Annotated in this window: 15 protein-coding genes and 1 riboswitch; of the genes, 8 read left to right on the top strand and 7 right to left on the bottom strand. The window is 41.6% G+C overall.

What is annotated here, in order from left to right:
* Positions 1-22 precede the first annotated feature (22 nt).
* A complete protein-coding gene (locus C8D94_RS07805; protein WP_115123605.1) occupies positions 23-1,642 on the top strand; it encodes an ABC transporter substrate-binding protein in 1,620 nt (539 codons plus the stop codon).
* Between the two features lie 50 nt (positions 1,643-1,692).
* A complete protein-coding gene (locus C8D94_RS07800; RefSeq protein ID WP_115123366.1) occupies positions 1,693-2,250 on the top strand; it encodes a thioredoxin family protein in 558 nt (185 codons plus the stop codon).
* 16 nt (positions 2,251-2,266) lie between these two features.
* On the opposite strand, the gene C8D94_RS07795 is transcribed toward C8D94_RS07800, so the two are convergent.
* Entirely contained in the window at positions 2,267-4,591 is a 2,325-nt protein-coding gene (locus C8D94_RS07795) for an ATP-dependent helicase (RefSeq protein ID WP_115123604.1), read from the bottom strand.
* 206 nt (positions 4,592-4,797) lie between these two features.
* Between C8D94_RS07795 and C8D94_RS07790 the strand changes: the two genes are divergently transcribed.
* From C8D94_RS07790 to C8D94_RS07780, 3 genes are all read left to right on the top strand, one after another.
* Positions 4,798-5,244 (top strand): hypothetical protein, encoded by a 447-nt coding sequence (locus C8D94_RS07790; RefSeq protein ID WP_147278515.1) that lies wholly within the window; start codon positions 4,798-4,800, stop codon positions 5,242-5,244.
* Positions 5,245-5,257: 13 nt separating this feature from the next.
* The gene (locus tag C8D94_RS07785; RefSeq protein ID WP_115123364.1) at positions 5,258-6,544 is read left to right on the top strand and encodes an amidohydrolase; all 1,287 of its coding nucleotides are present in this window, start codon (positions 5,258-5,260) and stop codon (positions 6,542-6,544) included.
* Between the two features lie 82 nt (positions 6,545-6,626).
* Positions 6,627-8,237 carry an FMN-binding glutamate synthase family protein gene (locus tag C8D94_RS07780; RefSeq protein ID WP_115123363.1) on the top strand — a complete coding sequence of 537 codons (1,611 nt, stop codon included), beginning with the start codon at positions 6,627-6,629 and terminating at the stop codon, positions 8,235-8,237.
* A gap of 79 nt (positions 8,238-8,316) precedes the next feature.
* On the opposite strand, the gene C8D94_RS07775 is transcribed toward C8D94_RS07780, so the two are convergent.
* Entirely contained in the window at positions 8,317-9,393 is a 1,077-nt protein-coding gene (locus C8D94_RS07775) for a hypothetical protein (RefSeq protein ID WP_115123362.1), read from the bottom strand.
* Positions 9,394-9,551: 158 nt separating this feature from the next.
* On the opposite strand from C8D94_RS07775, the gene C8D94_RS07770 reads away from it, so the two are divergent.
* On the top strand, positions 9,552-10,097 hold the full coding sequence (locus C8D94_RS07770; RefSeq protein ID WP_317047710.1) for a DUF7935 family protein: 546 nt from the start codon (positions 9,552-9,554) through the stop codon (positions 10,095-10,097).
* On the opposite strand, the gene C8D94_RS07765 is transcribed toward C8D94_RS07770, so the two are convergent.
* The 4 genes from C8D94_RS07765 to C8D94_RS07750 form a co-directional block, all read right to left on the bottom strand.
* Positions 10,094-10,729: a response regulator gene (locus C8D94_RS07765; protein WP_115123360.1), complete on the bottom strand. Its 636-nt coding sequence runs from the start codon at positions 10,727-10,729 to the stop codon at positions 10,094-10,096. The genes C8D94_RS07770 and C8D94_RS07765 overlap by 4 nt on opposite strands.
* Before the next feature lie 62 nt (positions 10,730-10,791).
* The gene (locus C8D94_RS07760) at positions 10,792-11,541 is read right to left on the bottom strand and encodes a sensor histidine kinase (RefSeq protein ID WP_115123359.1); all 750 of its coding nucleotides are present in this window, start codon (positions 11,539-11,541) and stop codon (positions 10,792-10,794) included.
* Positions 11,523-12,116 (bottom strand): hypothetical protein, encoded by a 594-nt coding sequence (locus tag C8D94_RS07755; RefSeq protein WP_147278514.1) that lies wholly within the window; start codon positions 12,114-12,116, stop codon positions 11,523-11,525. Before C8D94_RS07755 ends, C8D94_RS07760 begins: the two co-directional genes overlap by 19 nt.
* A gap of 71 nt (positions 12,117-12,187) precedes the next feature.
* On the bottom strand, positions 12,188-12,934 hold the full coding sequence (locus C8D94_RS07750) for a hypothetical protein (RefSeq protein WP_115123357.1): 747 nt from the start codon (positions 12,932-12,934) through the stop codon (positions 12,188-12,190).
* A gap of 303 nt (positions 12,935-13,237) precedes the next feature.
* Between C8D94_RS07750 and C8D94_RS07745 the strand changes: the two genes are divergently transcribed.
* A complete protein-coding gene (locus C8D94_RS07745) occupies positions 13,238-15,277 on the top strand; it encodes a T9SS type A sorting domain-containing protein (RefSeq protein WP_115123356.1) in 2,040 nt (679 codons plus the stop codon).
* A 65-nt stretch (positions 15,278-15,342) separates the two neighbouring features.
* On the opposite strand, the gene C8D94_RS07740 is transcribed toward C8D94_RS07745, so the two are convergent.
* Positions 15,343-17,394 (bottom strand): M1 family metallopeptidase, encoded by a 2,052-nt coding sequence (locus tag C8D94_RS07740; RefSeq protein ID WP_115123355.1) that lies wholly within the window; start codon positions 17,392-17,394, stop codon positions 15,343-15,345.
* 46 nt (positions 17,395-17,440) lie between these two features.
* Between C8D94_RS07740 and recG the strand changes: the two genes are divergently transcribed.
* A complete protein-coding gene (gene recG / locus C8D94_RS07735) occupies positions 17,441-19,546 on the top strand; it encodes an ATP-dependent DNA helicase RecG (protein ID WP_115123354.1) in 2,106 nt (701 codons plus the stop codon).
* 61 nt (positions 19,547-19,607) lie between these two features.
* Positions 19,608-19,698, bottom strand: a riboswitch (TPP riboswitch).
* Positions 19,699-19,786: the final 88 nt, after the last annotated feature.

The following is a 19,786-nucleotide window of genomic DNA, read 5'->3' as shown; positions in this document are numbered from 1 at the left end:
TAAAATTGGTTGCCAAAAATTTATGAAGGTACTTGAGGTCAAACTATATTTCTTGTTTTCAGTGTTTTGCACTGCAATGCTTTGCATTTCTTGTTCCAATAGGGAAACCGTACGCCCAGACCATTTGGTTTTCCGTTATAATGAACATAGCAATATTGCTTCCTTGGATCCAGCTTTTGCAAGAAACCCGCAAACCATCTGGCCCACGAACCAACTCTACAACGGTTTGGTGCAATTGAACGACTCCTTGCAAATACAGCCAGACATAGCAAAATCTTGGGAGGTGAACGATACTACATTAACGTATACGTTTACCCTTAGGGACGATGTGTTTTTTCACACCAACAGCGTTTTTGGGAAAGATAGTACCAGAACTGTTACAGCACAAGATTTTGTGTATAGCTTCAATAGGTTACGATCACCTAAGGTAGCTTCCCCTGGGAGCTGGGTACTTAAGAATGTAGCTCACTATACAGCGGTAAATGACACAACGCTGGTTATACAGTTAAAGCAACCTTTTCCTGCGTTTCTGGGATTGCTCTCTATGCGGTACTGTTCTGTAGTTCCCAAAGAGGCGGTAGAGCGTTACGGAAATGAATTTAGACGAAATCCTGTGGGTACGGGACCATTTCAATTTAAGATGTGGGAGGAAAACGTGAAGCTAGTATTGCGTAAAAATCCCCGTTATTTTGAAACCGACACGGAGGGAAACCAACTTCCTTATTTAGAGGCTGTAGCAATAACTTTTTTACCCGATAAACAAAGTGAATTTTTACAATTTGCACAGGGAAAATTAGATTTTGTAAGTGGATTGGACAACTCCTACAAAGACGAGATTATTACCACTACCGGGAAGTTACAACCAAAATACCAACGTACCACCAAATTGATAACTACCCCCTACCTCAACACCGAGTACCTTGGGTTTTTCATGCCCTCAAATACAACGGAGATACAGAGCAAATGGTTGCGCCAGGCAATAAATTATGGTTTTGACCGAGAAAAGATGGTAACCTATTTACGCAACGGGATGGGAATTCCAGCCAATTATGGTTTTATTCCTAAGGGATTACCAGGGTCTTTGGGTGCCGAAGGATATTCCTATAAACCTGAAAAAGCCAAGGAACTTATTGCGAAATACAAAACTGAAACCAATGACACTGAACCGAAGATAACAATAGGAACCAATAGTCAATATCTGGATGTTTGCGAATACATACAGCGCGAACTCGAAAAACTGGGAATAGACGTAGCCATTGACGTAATGCCCCCCTCTACACTTCGACAGATGAAAAGCAGTGGGGAGCTCGATATTTTTAGGGCCAGCTGGATTGCCGATTATCCCGATGCCGAAAATTACTTGAGCCTTTTTTACAGCGGAAACTTTACACCGAACGGTCCAAACTATACACATTTTAAACATGAGGTTTTTGACAGTTTGTATGTAGCCGCCCAAAAAATTTCGGATATTGAACTACGCAAAAGCCTATATGTAAAAATGGACAGTATTGTTATTGCCGAAGCTCCCGTGGTACCACTCTATTACGATGTGGCCGTTCGGTTTGTATCAAAGAAAGTAAACGGGCTGGGAATCAATCCCCAAAATTTTCTGTTCCTGAAACATGTGAGAAAGGAAAAATGAACGAACGTAACAAATAGCTTATATTCACTACTAATTGTAAAAAGAATTCTATGGCATTGACTCCTTCAAATATGTTACCCCTTGGCACCAAAGCTCCAGATTTTATCTTGGTAGATGCCGTTACCAACAAACCTGTAAGCCTGCAGGATGTAAAGGGCGAAAAAGGAACTTTAGTAATGTTCATTTGCAACCATTGTCCCTTTGTAAAACACGTTAATGAAGAATTGGTACGTATGGCAAACGACTATCGTGTAACTGGTTTTGGCTTTGTGGCCATAAGCAGTAACGATATTGAGAACTATCCGCAGGATGCACCAAAATACATGTGGGAATTGGCCCGAAAAGAGAACTACCCCTTCCCCTATCTTTTTGATGAAACACAAGAAATAGCCAGAGCATACAAAGCAGCCTGTACCCCAGATTTCTTTTTGTTCGATACAGACTTAAAGCTAGTATACCGTGGGCAGCTGGACAATTCCAGACCTGGAAACGGAATTCCCGTAAATGGTCGTGACATTAGAGAGGCTATGGACAATATCCTAAACAACAACCCACAACGAAAAGAACAAAAACCAAGTATGGGTTGCAATATAAAATGGAAAGCGTAAAATAGAAAGCTATAATCTATTCCAGTACATTCAGCTTTGCGAAGCGCAGCAACAGTTTTTTAAGGCCCCCATTTTCGAAATTGATCTCTGCCTTTGTATCTGCACCTACACCTTCAATCTTCATTATTTTACCTTTTCCAAAACGTACGTGTTCTACCCAAGTACCCTCACTTAAATTGGCGTCCTTGGCGTTAAAGTTTTTGTTGGTACTACTGGTGACTGGTTTTAACCTACGGAGTTTACGCAATTGCTCTTCGGTGGGGCCTTTGGGTGGGGTGCCGGAGGTTGGTTTTCGCAATCGTAATTTGCTTCGGTCCACATCCTCAAAAATATCGGCATCTATCAACGGTTTGTAGCGTTGTTCGGTTACGGGTGTAAGGTATTCCAAAAAGCTCTCGTCAATTTCCTCAATAAAACGACTGGGTTCGGCATCTATCAATTTTCCCCAACGGTAGCGGCTCTGGGTATAGGTTAAATACGCTTGCTTTTCGGCCCTTGTAAGCGCTACGTAAAACAAGCGCCGTTCTTCTTCCAGCTCGGCACGGGTGTTCATACTCATCCCACTTGGGAACAATTCCTCCTCCATCCCAACGATGTACACGTATGGAAACTCGAGTCCTTTGGCAAGGTGAACGGTCATTAGAGCGACCCTGTCTTCATCTCCCTTGTCGTTATCCAAATCTGTAGCGAGGGCTACATCTTCCAAAAATTCGGCCAAGGAACCAGAGGTATCTGCGAGTTCTTTTTGTTCTTCCACAAAATCGCGCATCCCGTTCAGTAATTCTTCAATATTTTCTATACGGGCTATGCCTTCGGGGGTACCATCTTTTTTTAATTCGGTGACAAGGCCTGTTTTTTTGGTGACGTGTTCAGCAATTTCAAATGCATTATAGGTTTGGTTCAGCACTTGGAAGCTCTCGATCATCGTTGTGAAATTCTGCAGCTTATTTTTGGTACCGCTGTTAATTTTCAGATTTCCCCCTATTTTATCCAGCGCTTTTATGACTTCAAACATAGAGCGACCATAGTGGTTGGCAGCCACCGTTAACCGTTCCATGGTAGTTTGTCCAATACCTCTTGCGGGATAATTGATAACACGCTTTAGGGCTTCTTCGTCCTTGGGGTTCAAAATCAACCGCAGGTAGGCTATCACGTCCTTGATTTCCTTCCTCTGGTAAAAACTGAGGCCGCCGTAAATACGGTACGGAATGTCTTTTTTTCTAAGGGCATCCTCAATCGCTCTAGATTGTGCATTTGTACGGTACAGTACGGCAAAATCTCCATAGCCGGACTGGTTGTTCATGGCCGTTTCAAAAATATTGCTGGCTACAAATCGGCCTTCATCACCATCGGTCATCGTTCGGTTTACCTTTATCTTGGCTCCCTCATCGTTTGCGGTCCAAACCACTTTTTCCAGTCGGGTTTTGTTCTTCTCAATAATACTGTTTGCAGCGCTCACGATATTTTTTGTGCTACGGTAGTTCTGTTCCAAGCGGTATACATTCACATTATCGTAATCTTTCTGGAAATTCAGGATGTTATTGATGTTGGCACCACGAAAGGCATAGATACTCTGTGCATCGTCACCCACTACACAAATATTCTGAAACCGGTCGCTCAACGCACGAACGATCAAGTATTGACTATGGTTTGTATCTTGGTACTCGTCTACCAAAATATAGCGGAAACGATTTTGGTATTTTGCCAACACTTCGGGAAAACGGGTGAGTAGTTCGTTTGTTTTCAGTAATAGATCGTCAAAATCCATTGCGCCCGCCTTGAAGCACTTATCACAATAACTTTTGTAGATATCGCCCAAGCGTGGCATCTTGGCCATAGCATCGGCTTCCTGGAGTTCTGGATTGCCAAAATATGCCTTAACCGTTATCAAGCTGTTTTTATAGCTGGAAATTCTAGAATATACCTGCTTGTATTTATACACATCCTTGTCCAGGTTCATCTCCTTTATCACGGCCCGAATCACACTCTGGGAATCCTGGGTGTCATAAATAGTGAAGTTGTTGGGATAGCCCAGTTTGTCTGCCTCAAAACGGAGGATCTTCGCAAAAACACTATGGAAGGTACCCATCCAAAGATTCTTGGCCTCGCTATTGCCCACAATTTGTGCGATACGCTTTTTCATCTCCCGTGCTGCCTTGTTGGTAAAAGTAAGTGCCAAGATGTTAAAGGCATCCACCCCTTGGTCCATTAAATAGGCAATACGGTAGGTAAGCACTCGGGTTTTTCCGGAGCCGGCCCCTGCAATCACGATCATGGCACCGTCTTTTTGGAGCACAGGTGCGCGTTGGGCATCGTTGAGTTGTTCTAGGTAATCTTGCACTGTTTTAAAGCTGAAATGGACATTGAAACCAATGCCGAAAATGAAGCCGAAAAATAACGATTTCGTAGAGATTTCCCCTGTTGAAATTTCAGAAATTATAAACAAGTTTTTTCGTTTTTGTTCTACTGAAATTTGAATATCTTTAGCTCATATCTAAAGTGAAATATCACTGGTCTCTATAAAACATCCAGATTAAACATCTATATATGAAACTGCATTTAGTTTTTTTCATCATAACAATACCTATATTTCATTCTTGTGGTACTGTGCAGAATAACAACAGTGAAGCAATATTCAGGCATGTAAACCTGGGGAGGCTTGGACACATTAACTTAGGAGAAAACCTTAGCGATCATAATCATCTTTACAAAGTAGAAAACACTCGATATTTTTTGAAAGAAAATGTTTTTGATGGAGCAACGTCCATAGAACTAGTTCCAGATAGTGATGGTGTGATTGGGTCTATAATTTTTGAAGCTTATAAAAATGCTGATAAGGCATCAAAAATTTCTGAATATGAACACCTTGGAAAGCCAACTGTTGAAAACGGAAATGCAGTCTGGAATGACGGAAAAACAGTTTTTGAGATTTACGAGGTCGAATCAAACAATGATACTTCACTATTTTTGAAGATTTCAGATATAAAAAAATAAACCCGCCTTCTCTATGAAAAAACTAATCGTTCTTCTACTGCTACTCCCTTTTTCTTTTTATCTGGCCAAAGCCCAAATGGACAGCAAACTCCTTAAAGACATTGAAGGTATTGAAAGCCAAGTGATAGACTGGCGCCATTATTTTCACCAAAACCCAGAGCTTTCCAACCGTGAATTCAATACCGCAAAAAAAATTGAAGCTCATCTAAGGTCTCTAGGTATGGAAGTACGAACGGGTGTTGCAAAAACAGGCGTTGTTGGGATCCTAAAAGGTAAAAACCCTGGAAAAGTAGTTGCACTACGAGCCGATATTGACGGCCTGCCCGTAACCGAACGAAACGATCTTCCCTTTAAAAGCACTAAGACCGATATTTTTTTGGGCACCGAAACAGGCGTGATGCATGCTTGCGGCCATGATACCCACATTGCAATACTAATGGGAGTTGCCGAGGTACTCTCCAAAAACAAGGATAAGATAAACGGTACCGTAAAATTTATATTCCAACCTGCTGAAGAAGGCCCACCACCTGGCGAGGAAGGGGGCGCAAAGCTTATGGTGAAGGAAGGCGTGTTAAAGAATCCCGATGTTGACGCCATCTTTGGACTGCACATTAACTCTGGGACTCCCGTAGGAACCATTAAGTACAAGCCGGGGGGGACGATGGCGGCCGTAGAACGGTTTGTGGTTACGGTAAAAGGGAAACAAACCCACGGCTCTGCACCCTGGACCGGAGTGGACCCTATCTTGATCTCGGCAAAAATTATAGATGGGTTCCAAACTATCATAAGTCGCGAGAGCCCACTGGTAGAAGAAGCTGCCGTGATAACCGTTGGAAAGATTACAAGTGGTGTGCGTTTCAATATTATCCCAGAGTCTGCTGAAATGATAGGCACTGTAAGAACGCTAGATCCAAAAATGCGCGAATTGATTATCCGCAGAATGACCGAAATGGCAAGCGATATTGCCAAAGCCTACGGCGGCGAAGCAACCATAGACTGGCAGAACAATACCGTTGTAACCTACAACGATCCAGAGCTAACGGCGCAGATGCTGCCAACACTTCAAAAAACGGCTGGGGAAGAAAATGTACAATTGATGAAAGCTACTACTGGTGGTGAGGATTTCAGCTATTTTCAGGAAAAGGTACCTGGTTTCTATTTTTTCTTGGGCGGAATGACCCCCGGGAATACTGAGGCCTACCCGCACCACACGCCTGATTTCAAAATTGACGATGCTGGAATGCTGCTGGGCGTTAAAACAATGACCCAGATAGCACTAGACTATTTAAATACACAATAATGCCATGGTCGGGGTTATTACAAGAGTATCTATCAATTATATTCGCAATAACTACTAAAAGCAAAAAGCAGCAATTTTATTTATGGAAGAACTATTACAATTTTTAGGAGACATCCCCTGGTGGGCTTGGGTTCTGCTATTACTGTTCCTTGTTGCCCTTTATGATGTGCTTCAGAAAAAACACACCATCTTGCACAACTTCCCCATTGTGGGACATATCAGGTATATGTTGGAGAGTATTGGCCCAGAGCTTAGGCAATACATCGTGGCCAATAACCGTGAGGAGCTACCTTTTAACCGTATTGAAAGGGGATGGATTTATGCTTCGGCAAAAAATGAAAATAATTACGAAGGCTTTGGGACAGACCGTGACATTTACGAACCAAACTATATTTTTGTAAAGAATGCCATGATGCCCTTTAAGGTAGCGGGCAAGCATGTAAACAAAAAAGACCCTTATTTTCTCGCCTGTGCAAAAGTAATGGGTGAAGGCAGAAGAAAGCGTCCATTTAGGCCAGCATCGGTGATCAATGTATCGGCAATGAGCTTTGGGTCACTGTCTGCCAGAGCAGTAGAATCCTTGAACATTGGTTGCAAACTATCCCACGCATACCATAATACTGGTGAAGGTGGCCTTTCGCCTTATCATAAAAAGGGAGGTGATGTAGTATTTCATTTTGGAACGGGATATTTTGGTGTTCGGGATAGCAAAGGAAATTTCTCTATGGAGCGTATGGTGCAACTCGTTAACGATAATCCACAGGTACGTGCCATAGAAGTAAAACTATCTCAGGGAGCAAAACCTGGCAAAGGTGGGGTATTGCCCGGTTCAAAAATATCTGCCGAAATTGCTGAAATACGAAACGTGGTTGAAGGAAAAGACGTGCTCTCTCCTCCTACCCACTCTGCTTTTGATGGGGTGGACGGCCTTATAGATTTTGTGGAAAATATTGCCGAAGCTACCGGACTCCCTGTTGGGATAAAGGCCGCAGTAGGGAAATTGGAAAATTGGGAAGAACTAGCAAGTAAGATGGAAGCTACCGGTAAAGGTCCAGATTTTATCACCATAGATGGTGGCGAAGGGGGTACCGGGGCAGCACCACCAAGCTTTGCAGACCACGTGGCACTTCCTTGGATATATGGGTTTTCTGCGGTGTACCAAATATTCAAAAAGCATAACCTTTGCGAACGTACCGTATTTGTGGGTAGCGGTAAATTAGGCTTCCCGGCCAAAGCCGTGATGGCCTTTGCCATGGGAGTTGATTGTATAAATGTAGCCCGCGAAGCTATGATGGCCATAGGCTGTATACAAGCACAGATATGCCATACCAACCGTTGCCCCAGCGGTGTTGCTACACAAGATAAGTGGAAACAAAGAGGAATCAATGTAGATGCAAAATCTATACGGACAAGTTTCTATTTCAAGAATTTCAGGAAAGAGCTTTTGGAGATGACCCATGCTGCTGGTTACGAACACCCTGCACAGTTCACAATGGATGATGTTGATATGGCTACAGGGGACAAAGACCTAATCAACTCCTTAGCAGATATTTATTATTATCACAAGGTTGACGTGCCATTTACGGGCATTAAAAACATCGCCAATTGTCCTTACCTTGGCGGTAGCTACAACATTAAAACTGAAAAGAAAGCTGTGAAAAAAGCGATGAAGAAAGAAGAGGTTCGGTATTGAAATTTCAGTGTAACTACCGTAAATTTAAAAAGCGACGGGGCATGATCCCATCGCTTTTATTATATGTACAAGCCTGGGTTTACTGTTGTAAAATACAAGCAATATTATTATTCCCAGGCTGTAACACAGTTACTGAATGCGGCCCTCCGGTGCTTAACTGAAATATTTTGGTGCAGTTCATGTCACCATTTTGCAATACCGTAGCAGTATGGTCGCTTCCCTGCTGCAACACTTCATTTTTGTTCAAATCTCCTAATTGAAGCGCACTACTGAAGTGACGCAGCCCTTGTTGGTCTATATTATTGAGGTTTTGGTCTCCAGCCTGCGTCCCAGAAGATCTATTTCTATTTCCTACTTGAGATACCTGTGATAGATTGCTATTTCCTAACTGTACCACATTATTACGGTTCCTATTACCTGCTTGATAGGAAAAAGACTCGTTGTTATCGCCTGTTTGGTTAGCGTCTATAAAGTTTCGGTTACCATCCTGCAGTGAAACGGCAAAGTTTGTATCTCCAGATTGGTCTACATTGTTTCTGTTACGGTTTCCAAATTGTTCGGACATTATAAAATTTCCGAAGCCATCCTGTTTAGCGTCTACATTGTTTCGGTTTCCTAACTGCACCACATCTGCTTGGTTTATATCTCCATCTTGATCTACCGAAACATCGTTTCGGTTCCCTATAGTTATCACATTGGAGAAGTTCTGGTCTCCGTCCTGTTCAATATCTGCTTCGTTATCATTGCCCATCTGTGTCAACAGGGATTCATTATCATCCCCAAACTGAACCACATCTGCATTGTTCAAATCTCCCACTTGCTCTATAGTCGAAGCAGAAAAGAAACCATTTTGGGTTATGTTCGCGGTATTATCGTCCCCATCTTGTACCAAGGTTGAAGTCAATCCCACACCAGTCTGGAATGCAAGAGCATTGTTAAAATCTGCCAACTGGTCTATGTCTGAAAGGTTGAAAAATCCAGTTTGATCCGTAAATGCCACGTTGTTGTCGCCAGGTTGGTCTATAAAAGACTGCTGGCCAAATCCTGTCTGGGTACCGTTAGCCAAGTTGAAACTCCCTGGCTGGGTAATAAATACTTGTGCAAATGATACAATGGTAAACAATAGCGCTGCTGCGCCAACTAAAAAAGTTTTCATTTTGAAAAAGGTTTAAGAGTTAATTAGTTACAAGGTAGTGACTATTTGGTTTAAAAAGACAAAAAGTATTGACTTTCAGTTGTTTAACCCTTCAAAAAGGTGGTTTTACCTATTATTACTGTAGTCCTTGTTGTACAAGTTCACAAAACCACTTAAGTTTGTATGCAATTATAAGAAGCATGGAAGAATTTGGACAAGTATTCAGTTATGTAGCGTACCTTTTACCAGCCATAGTGGTAGGAATAATCTCGTATTTCTTTTTTAGGGGACACACCAAGAACGAGGAGGGTCGCCGCCGCTATTTAATCCAAAAGGAGGCACAGAATAAGATATTACCCACGAGACTACAGTCCTATGAACGGTTAACCTTGCTCCTGGAGCGAATAGACCCAAACAGCTTGCTGGTTCGCATAAAACCTTTTTCAAGTGATGTAGAAAAATATGAATCGCTACTAATAGATACTATAGAAAAAGAATTTGAGCACAATGTAACCCAACAAATTTATGTCTCACCAGAATGTTGGAATTTAATAAGTGCCGCAAAAAATGCCACAATACACCTAATACGCCAAGGAGCCATGCATGAGAAAGATAATGGTGCCGATGCATTGCGGGAGTATTTACTGCGCCATTTTATGGAAGAAGTAACCCCTTCCCAAAAGGCTTTGGCCTACGTTAAAAAAGAAGTGGCCGAATTGTTTTAAGGGGTGAATAAACCGTTTCTTATAGCGTATAACACAAGGCCTATCCTGTTTTTTATATTCAGTTTTTCATATATGGAATCTCTATACCCCTCAATGGTTTTGGGACTCAGGAACATTTTGTCTGCTATTTCCTTGTAGGTCATTTCGGTACAGGCGTGCTGTAAAAATTCTTTCTCCCGTTCTTTCAACTGTATAGCTTCATCTTCTTTATGCAAAGAATTTACCAACAATTTACTTACCGTATTGGTATGGTAGTACCCCTTGCTCAATACTTGTTTTAATGCTTCGTTAAGGATAGAGCTCTTGGTGTCCTTCATGAGATATCCTTTGGCTCCGGCTCTTAACATCTTCAAGATAGTTTCCTCACTTTCTTCTACCGATAGGGCCAATACACGAATCTGGGGATATTCCTTGGTAAGTATTTGTGTAGTTTCAATACCGTTCATTACTGGCATATTAATATCCATAAGTACTACATCTGGGATGTTTGCCGGATTTTTCAGTTTATCCAGAAGCTCTTGCCCATTTTTACATAGGTATTGTACTTCAAAATCGTCAAAATCTTTAACCAACCCACCTATTGCCTGCAGGAGCAAGGTATGGTCGTCTACAACTACAACTGAATTTTTCATTATTTTTTTGTTAGGTTATTATTGAAATGCCTTAACCCATAGTTTAAAAGGTAAGACATTTTTTATTTACAACAAAGCAAGCGAAGCATTGTTCCTTCATTGGGTTTTGAAGTTATACTGAACTCTGCCGAGATTACTTGTGCTCTATTGGTCATATTCTTGATGCCAATGCCCGAAAAATCCTCCTTGTGCTGGAAGCCTACCCCGTCATCTTTTGCGTTTATCAACAATTGGTCTTCGGTATAGATTAATGTTACCTCTAGATTTTTTGCCTTGGAATGCTTTATGGTATTTGAAAAAAACTCCTGTAAAATCCTAAAGATAATCATTTCCTTATCTGTCCCAACTGAAAATGGAGTCCCAACAATGTTATATGTTGTATTTATATAGTCCATCCGCTTAAAGCGGTCTGTTTCTAGCCTCAAAGCTTCTCTAAGGTTAAGGCTTTTAATCGCCTCTGGGTTGATTAGCTTAGAAAGGCTACGCAACTCACTAATAGCATTGCCCATTGTTTCTGCGGCCTGGTCCAGGGTCTCGGGTTTATCCTTGGCCAATTGCACCTGTATCTTTGCCAGTGTCATTAGCTGGCCTATGTTATCATGCAGTTCCCAGCTTATATTTCTCAGGGTCTCTTCTCTAATTTCAATCTGTATCTCCGAAAACTCTTTTCTAAAGGCTTCTTCGGCAGCATGTTGCTCTTGTAGCATTTTATTCTTGCGCCTAATGAATACCGTTATCAAGGTAATGATTATGGCAACCAAAACCAAGAGTATCACTACCGACACCAATGCTGCTATTTCTTTCTGGTCCATAAAAATCCTATGATAAAACAAATATTCATAACTAAAATCAGAATTCTATGGACAATCATTAATGTCCCGAACTCGTGTCCCGGTTCTTCAAAAAAGTGCCTGGTTACTTTTATGGGGATATATCCTACATAAAACAACAACAGCCCCGTACTAACCCAGAATAATAAGTCCTTTCTAATATTCAATATCTGTGGGGTATATAGTATATCAATAAAATAGAGGATTATGCAAAGTATAAGCGCACAAGCCCCTACGATATAGGCCAATAACTGGGGTTGAAAAATAAAAGATCGAAAAGAGAGGTTTATAATGCTGGCCAAAATAAAGATTCCCGCAACTGTCTTTATCCAGACCCTATTACGCTTATTTTCTTCCTTTTTATAGAAAATGAAATAGAAGTACATAAAAAACACAACATTATATACATTATATAGTACCACATTGGTTTCAAACGCTTCATATATAGGAATTGCAAAAACCTCGGTAAGCAATACATATAGGAGTAACCATGGGAAAAACCTAAGATAGGTATGGCTATACTTTGGATAACTTATAAAAGCTAGAAGTACTGCCATACCTTCTAGTGCAGTAACCGAATACTGTAATACGGTATGTAAAGAAAGGTTTTCCAACGCACCTTATGTTTTTAATCAAAATCGGTGTCCGGGTTAGGTGGTGGCGGGCGTAGGTTAGACTCGTTAAGCAACAAACTTACATCGTCACCTCCTTCTTGCATTACAGCTGGTGCTCCGCTTAAGGGGTTTATGAACAACAATCTAGGCTTTGCCCCAACAATTGTTACAAGCTGCCCTTTATCACTGCCCTTTGTATTTAACCCAGTATCTTTTGCTCCGTTTTGCTGCCTAAAATTTTGCTGCTGTTCTTGTACCAAATCCTCAATAAGCACGATAGTTCTTCCACCATCTGGTGTGGTACGGGTAATGAACCCTTTTTGTACTCCGTTCACAGCTGTGGTAGGAACCAAGACAAATGAATTTTGACGTGGGTACTGTACTTCGGTACCATCACTAAATGTTGATGACGCAGGATAATTGGTCAAATAAAAACGGAGTCCGCCTATCTCAACATCTGCCAGAGCTGCTTCAGATTCAATAAAATCCATGTACTGTTTAACAGTTTGGTAATCGTACTCCCCAAAACGCGTGGGGTTAAAGGCTTGGGTGGTATCCTCCATTTCCTCAAACCTTTTAATAATAGGTACTCGCCTATCACTATAAGAATCAAACATCTCTTTTGCCTGCCCAACAGAGATGATCTGCTCAGGAGGGTCTGTATTTGGTGGTTGAGGATCCTGAGGTTCTTCACAGGCAGTGAGAAGTACCAACGTTAAAAGCCCTAAAAGGCATGCATTGAGTTTACTTAGTGTTTTCATAATTTTTAATGAATTAGTTTCCATAAAGTTACGGTAAAAATTGAGAGGCAAATCTGTTCTTAATCTTTATTAAGTATAACTAATTGATTAACAGCAAACTAATAGCTTTGAAAAATCTATTTTGGGGGAATCACCCCTTTCCGAAGAGGGTTTTTCCTAAAAAATTAAGAGGTTAATACCTAGTCACTTACAAGTTGTAAACCCTTGATTTTCAAATATTTCATCTTTTACTTTACACCTATTATTTAGTACGGCGGAAACCGAAAAGCCATTTAATAGAGTAGGGAATTTAAATCAAGAAGTATGAAAACAATTTTACACCAACAGATGCTCGTATTGCTCACGTTTATGTTTGCATTCACATCTGGCAGCTTACTAGCGCAGAATCCTTTCTGCGAAGATTTCAACGCAAACCCAATCACTCCAGTCTCAGGACCAGGCTGTACAGGCACCGCAGTTAATGGGGTTTTGAACAATTGGGGAACTATTAATGCAAACGTTGGTTACAATGATGCAAACAGTATTGGTGGTCCTGGAGATGTGTATTTGGACATAGATGACCAAGGGTGTGGCAATGGAGGAAGTTTCATATACAACCCTGTAGATTATGCTGGTAATTGGTTGGCACTTACCCAAGATGAAGGGTGTTTCTGTTTTGATATCAGAACATTCTACATACAAACTGGTACCCTTACTCCTAATACGCTTAGGATTTCTGATGGAAACGATCCACTTTCCTCCACTACAACAGCTACGTTCGTTATGAATGGTTCTTATGATGTCTCAAGAGGCTGGGTACGAATTTGTGCCCCCATCGAGCCTAGCGATGGTACGAACCTTCCTAGTAATGCAGATGGCCAATGGGTTATTAATTCAGGAGGCGCTGCAGCTTGGGATGCCTTGATTTTAAATGTGCAATCCATCTCGTTTTATGTTGACGTAGGTGCTGGCGATGAAAAATTTGGAATAGATAACATTTGTTTAAGCCAGGATTGTGACAGTACATATAACGAAGATCCAGAACCAACAAATGAAGGCGCATACTGCTGTGACGAGAGCGACAACCTTGTGGCAAACGGAAACTTCGAGTTTGGGGATACCGGATTCAATAGCCAATATACTTCCAACGCGGCCAACCTACCTAGCCAATACAACGTTACCAATGACGCGAGTATATTTGGAGCTACGGTAACAGACCACTCCTTTTGTGAAGACCCTGTTGCATATCCCAACAACGATCAATATTTATTGGTAAATGGGCTTACCAACCAGCCTGCAGGTTCCAGTAGCATTATTTGGAGCCAGACCTTAACCGGGTTGGATAGCGAAAAGGAGTACCGCTTCTGTGCGAACTTCAAAAATATGCCACAATGTACCTTCGATGTTCTACCCGAAATAACACTAACAACAAATACAGGGGTTAACCAAACGTTCACCATCAGTACAGACCCAACAGATCCTTGCGACTGGCAAAATATAGATTTCTGCTTTAGCGGAAACCAGCAAGTACGCATTAATATCGAGTTGAGCGAAGATAGTCTTGGAGATGGCAACGACTTAGCGATAGATGATATCTCCGTTCAAGAATTGATAGATCCTAATTTAAGTATTTCGGTATTGCACCAAGGTAATCCACAACAGGTTACGGGGTCTATTAACACCATAAGCCCTAGTGACGATCAACTACCCTACGATCCTGCCATTTGCCAAGAGCCTTGGTACTGGTTCGTATTTACGGTAGATACATACTCTGGAGGTACTATTACTATAGACTTCAGCAGTTCATACGGTTGGGGTAATGACACCTTGGGAAGTAGCCTATTTAACCCAGCAGGTGTTGGGCCCAATTGGGACTTAACAACACAGTTCCCAGGTTTTCCATTTGCACAAAATGAGCTCTACCTCGTAGGAATGTATACCCCTAACTGTTGCGCAGATTGTGTGGATGAAGGATTTACCTACCAGCTCATCCTAAATAACCTAGGACCACAACCCGTGGGCTTGGATCCACAGGATAAACAGCAAATACTTGCTATTTTAGGCACCTATCAAGGAACCATTGGAGCTACATTTCCAACCAATGAAAATGGATCGGGTCCTACGAGCCTTGTAAATCTTTATCCCAATCCTGCAAAGTCCACTGTAACCATTTCAATGGTGCAGGACACCTTCAATCAGGTAAAGCTTACCAACGTGAATGGTGCTATTCTCAGCCATTTGGATCTATCCCAGAACACCAACCAAGAAACTATAGATATCTCTGCGCTGGCCAGTGGTGTTTATTTTGTGAGTATAGTTACAGATAGCCAGCAAACTATTACCAAGAAATTGGTAGTGGAATAACCAATCAATAAGTAGAGGAACTTATTTTTTGGACCAGCCCCCTATGCGAAAGTGTAGGGGGTTTTTTATTCTGGATAGTTTTTTAAAAAGGACTGTTCCTTTGCTGAAAAGGTTCCCATAGCCTTTGAAATAGTTTCACTCGTGGCAGGATCTTTAATTTTTTCTGAAAAAAGAGTTCTCGCAAATTTCCTAAAACGCCAGTTATGGTGCACCGAAGCATTAATCAAATTACGTAGCACCCTATCGTTATACAGTCCTAATTGATGTACATATTCAAATGCTTTTTGACGGACCTCAAAACTGAATTCTTCCGAAGTATAACCACGCAACTCTTCCTTGAACTTCTCCTTTTCTGGAACGTTATAATCTGAAGCCAATATGGCCAGCGCCAACCATAACTGCCTAATACTCTTATCCTGAAAACCTTGTACTCCCTCCATTTTCTGAAGGTATTGCGCAACATTTTCAGGAAAATTAATGCACAACAGGTAAAGAGCCGCTTCTTGGGTAACGTAGGACGCATCGTCCAATAAACTTTCAAAATAGGGTTTTAGAGGCTCAGGGACGGACTCTACGCTCAAAGCTATAGCCTGCCTGACATACAGATTATTGCTCTCAAATGCTTTTACATACAATGGCAAGGCCTTCATTACCGGTTCGTTTGCCAATTGGTATACCGCTTCCTGACCTATAAAATCGTTAGGAAAGGTAAGTGCTGTGGTCAATGGTATTTTCTTGTCCTCCAAGGGGAGGGTGGCCAAGCGTGAGACCTCAAAATAATCTTGCATAAAAGGAGATTTCATTAAAGAGTTATAGGCTTGTTCTGCCTTAAAGGCGGTCTGTTGCAACCAATCTTTCTCCCAGGTGGAGATATCGGTGGTCGTAACAGCTTTTACTTGGTCCAAAAAATCTTGAGTAGATACGTTCTTAAATTTAAATCTTTTTAAATATGCTCCTACTGCATTCTTAAATGCCTCCTCCCCTATTTGCTCCTTCAAGATGTGTAACGCCCAAGCTCCTTTTTCGTAAAAAATAAGAGAGCTTGCCTTAGGGTCCAACAACGATTGCCCCTTCCCATCGTCGCTCAAGGCTTTCAGCTGTTCGGCGCTTTGGTACAGTTTCCAGTAGTAGTAATCATCACCAAAAATTTCACGTTCGGCAAGTAATGCGTAATACGTAGCAAACCCTTCATGCAACCAATGGTGTGTGCCGGAAGTTTCGGTCACTAGATTGCCAAACCATTGGTGCGCGAGTTCGTGGGCATTTACATTTACGTAATTACGATCGTTAAAGCCAATTTGGTCTACCACAAAAGCTTCAGAAAAAATGGTGCAGGTGGTGTTCTCCATCCCAGCATATAAAAAATCCCGTACCGGCACCTGTTTGTAGTTTTGCCAAGGATAGGGAACGCCAATTTCTTCTTCTAAAAAGTCGAAAATTTCCTTGGTGTAGCGGTAGGTGGGTTCAAAGTTTGCGGTGTCTTTTGTAGCAATGTGTAAATCGATAGGCACACCACTTTTTGAAGCGACTTCCATTTTCTGAAAATTGCCCACAGCAAAGGCTACAAGGTAACTGGCCATAGGGTTTTTCATATCATACTGGAAAAGCTGAGCACCATCAACAACCTTAACGCTTCTTCGCTCTCCATTAGCTATTACACGATTATTATTAAATGGTATAACAAAAGATAAATCAAATTCAATCTTATCGTTCATATCATCTATACTGGGGAGCCAGTGGGAGGTGTATTTGCCCTGTCCCTGCGTCCATATTTGGTCGCCCGTAAAATAAAGGGTCTGTTTTGGAGTGGCTTCATAATCGAAAGAAGCCGTATAGGTTGAGTTGGGTTGAAATTTTCCTGTAAACCAAATTTTATCCTGAGTTGCTGAAATAGTACCCACTTCAAGATCGGTTGTAATGAGTTTCATATTGATAGCATCCAGAAAAACACTATCGGTCCTCTTTTTGGTTTGAAACGTTACGGTTAGGGAACCCTTTACACTTTCGGTGGCTGTTAAAGGTTGAACGGTTGCTGAAATTTTCTGAAAATCGACATTTTCGGTTTGTTGTGAAAAACAAAATGTGGTTGCTAACAAAAAGGCGAAGATATATTTCATAAAACAGTAGCATCAATTGTTTTGCCAAAATAAGTAAATTCGTGTTATGAACCCTAATTTCCTGCAAACTCCCATAGATTACCTAAAAGGTGTTGGGCCAAACCGTGCCGATTTGCTCAAAAAAGAGCTCGGTATACATACGTTTCAGGATTTATTGAATCTGTATCCAAACCGCTACCTGGACCGTACCAAATATTACAAAATCACCCAACTACAGCAGTCCAGTGCAGAAGTGCAGGTAATAGGAAAGATCACCCACATAAAAACTGTAGAACAAAAACGTGGTAAACGCCTTGTGGCTACTTTTAGGGACGAAACCGGAGTCATGGAACTGGTATGGTTCCGTGGGCATAAATGGATTCGGGAAAACCTAAAACTGAACACACCCTACGTAGTTTTTGGAAAGACCAATTTCTTTAATGGAACTTTCTCCATGCCCCACCCAGAAATGGAATTGCTGAAAGACCATGAAAATAGCCTGCGTAGTGCTATGCAACCCGTGTACCCCAATACCGAAAAGCTTTCCAAGAGCGGGATTACCAACAAAGTAATTAACACCCTGTTGCAGCAATTGTTTGCCGAGACCAAAAATAACTTTGCCGAAAGCCTCTCCCAACCTATATTACAATCGCTAAAACTATTGCCCAAAAACGAAGCACTGCTCAACATACATTTTCCGCAGAATACTGAAATGTTAGCACGGGCACAATACAGACTGAAATTTGAAGAACTATTTTACATCCAGTTACAGTTGCTTCGGAAGAACATGATACATAAGGCGAAGATAAAAGGGTATCCTTTTGTACAGGTGGGCGATTATTTCAATACGTTTTTTAGCAAGCATTTACCCTTCAATTTAACGGAGGCACAGAAAAGGGTCATCAAAGAAATCCGTGCAGACTTGGGAAGCAACGCACAAATGAACCGCTTGCTTCAGGGTGATGTGGGGTCTGGAAAGACTATTGTTGCGTTCATGTCAATACTACTGGCACTTGACAACGGTTTTCAAGCCTCTTTAATGGCGCCTACTGAAATTTTGTCAGTGCAACACTACAACAGCCTACTTGAATTATGTAATAAACTGAAAATCAGTGTTTCGTTATTAACTGGCTCAAGTAATGCTTCACAAAGAAAAGAGATTCATCAAAATCTGGAAAATGGCGAATTGCAGCTCCTAATCGGTACGCACGCATTGCTGGAAGATAAGGTTAAGTTTAAAAATTTAGGACTTGCTATTATAGACGAGCAGCATCGTTTTGGGGTAGCACAGCGCAGCAAAATGTGGCATAAAAACAAATTGCCCCCACACGTTTTGGTCATGACCGCCACCCCCATCCCCCGCACCCTCGCCATGAGTGTTTACGGTGACCTGGATATAAGCATCATAGACGAGCTTCCTCCAGGCCGTAAAGAGATTACTACCGTACACCGTTACGACGCCAATAGGTTAAAAGTATTCCGGTTTTTACGAGACGAGATTGAAAAAGGGCGGCAAGTATATATTGTATATCCACTTATTCAGGAAAGTGAGGCCTTGGACTATAAGGATCTTATGGACGGGTACGAAAGTATTGTACGTGATTTTCCGCAGCCCAAGTACCAAATTTCCATCGTTCACGGAAAAATGAAAGCGGCCGATAAGGATTTTGAAATGGATCGTTTTGTACGTGGTGAGACCCAAATCATGGTAGCTACTACGGTAATTGAGGTTGGGGTGAATGTTCCAAATGCATCGGTAATGGTGATTGAAAGTGCCGAACGTTTCGGGCTGTCGCAATTACACCAATTGCGGGGCCGTGTGGGCCGTGGTGCCGAACAGAGCTACTGTATCCTCATGACCAGCCATAAACTGAGTGCCGATGCCAAGACCCGCCTACAAACAATGGTACACACCAGCGATGGTTTTGAAATTAGTGAAGTAGACCTAAAACTGCGTGGCCCCGGCGATATTATGGGGACACAGCAAAGTGGTGTACTTAACCTGCGTATAGCCGATATTGTAAAAGACAGCGAAATTTTAAAACTTGCCAGGAGCTACGCCCTTCAAACCTTAAAAGCCGATCCAAAATTGGAGCAACCCCAAAACCAATCTATAAAACAAACCTATGCAGAGTTGGTGAAGTTTAAGAATATCTGGAATTATATAAGTTAGTGAGTTGGCGAGCTTAAGAAGAAACAAAGGGAACCAAATTTCAAGATATGAAATTTACGTTCCCTTTGCGTATTGTATTTCTTGCACGGGCATTATCCCTTCAAGTTCAATGGGTATGTTCTCAGCTATAATAAGCACCCCAATACAACATTATAAATATAGCTAAAAAATTCGATATAAACCACTTAGATTTTAAATTTTAACAATAGCTTAGGAATGTGTACTTTAGACACCCAATCT

The organism is Marinirhabdus gelatinilytica, from assembly GCF_003353425.1.
In the GTDB taxonomy this organism is placed as follows: domain Bacteria; phylum Bacteroidota; class Bacteroidia; order Flavobacteriales; family Flavobacteriaceae; genus Marinirhabdus; species Marinirhabdus gelatinilytica.
The sequence above is the reverse complement of the archived record's forward strand: the minus strand, read 5'-3'. Positions and strand labels throughout refer to the sequence as shown.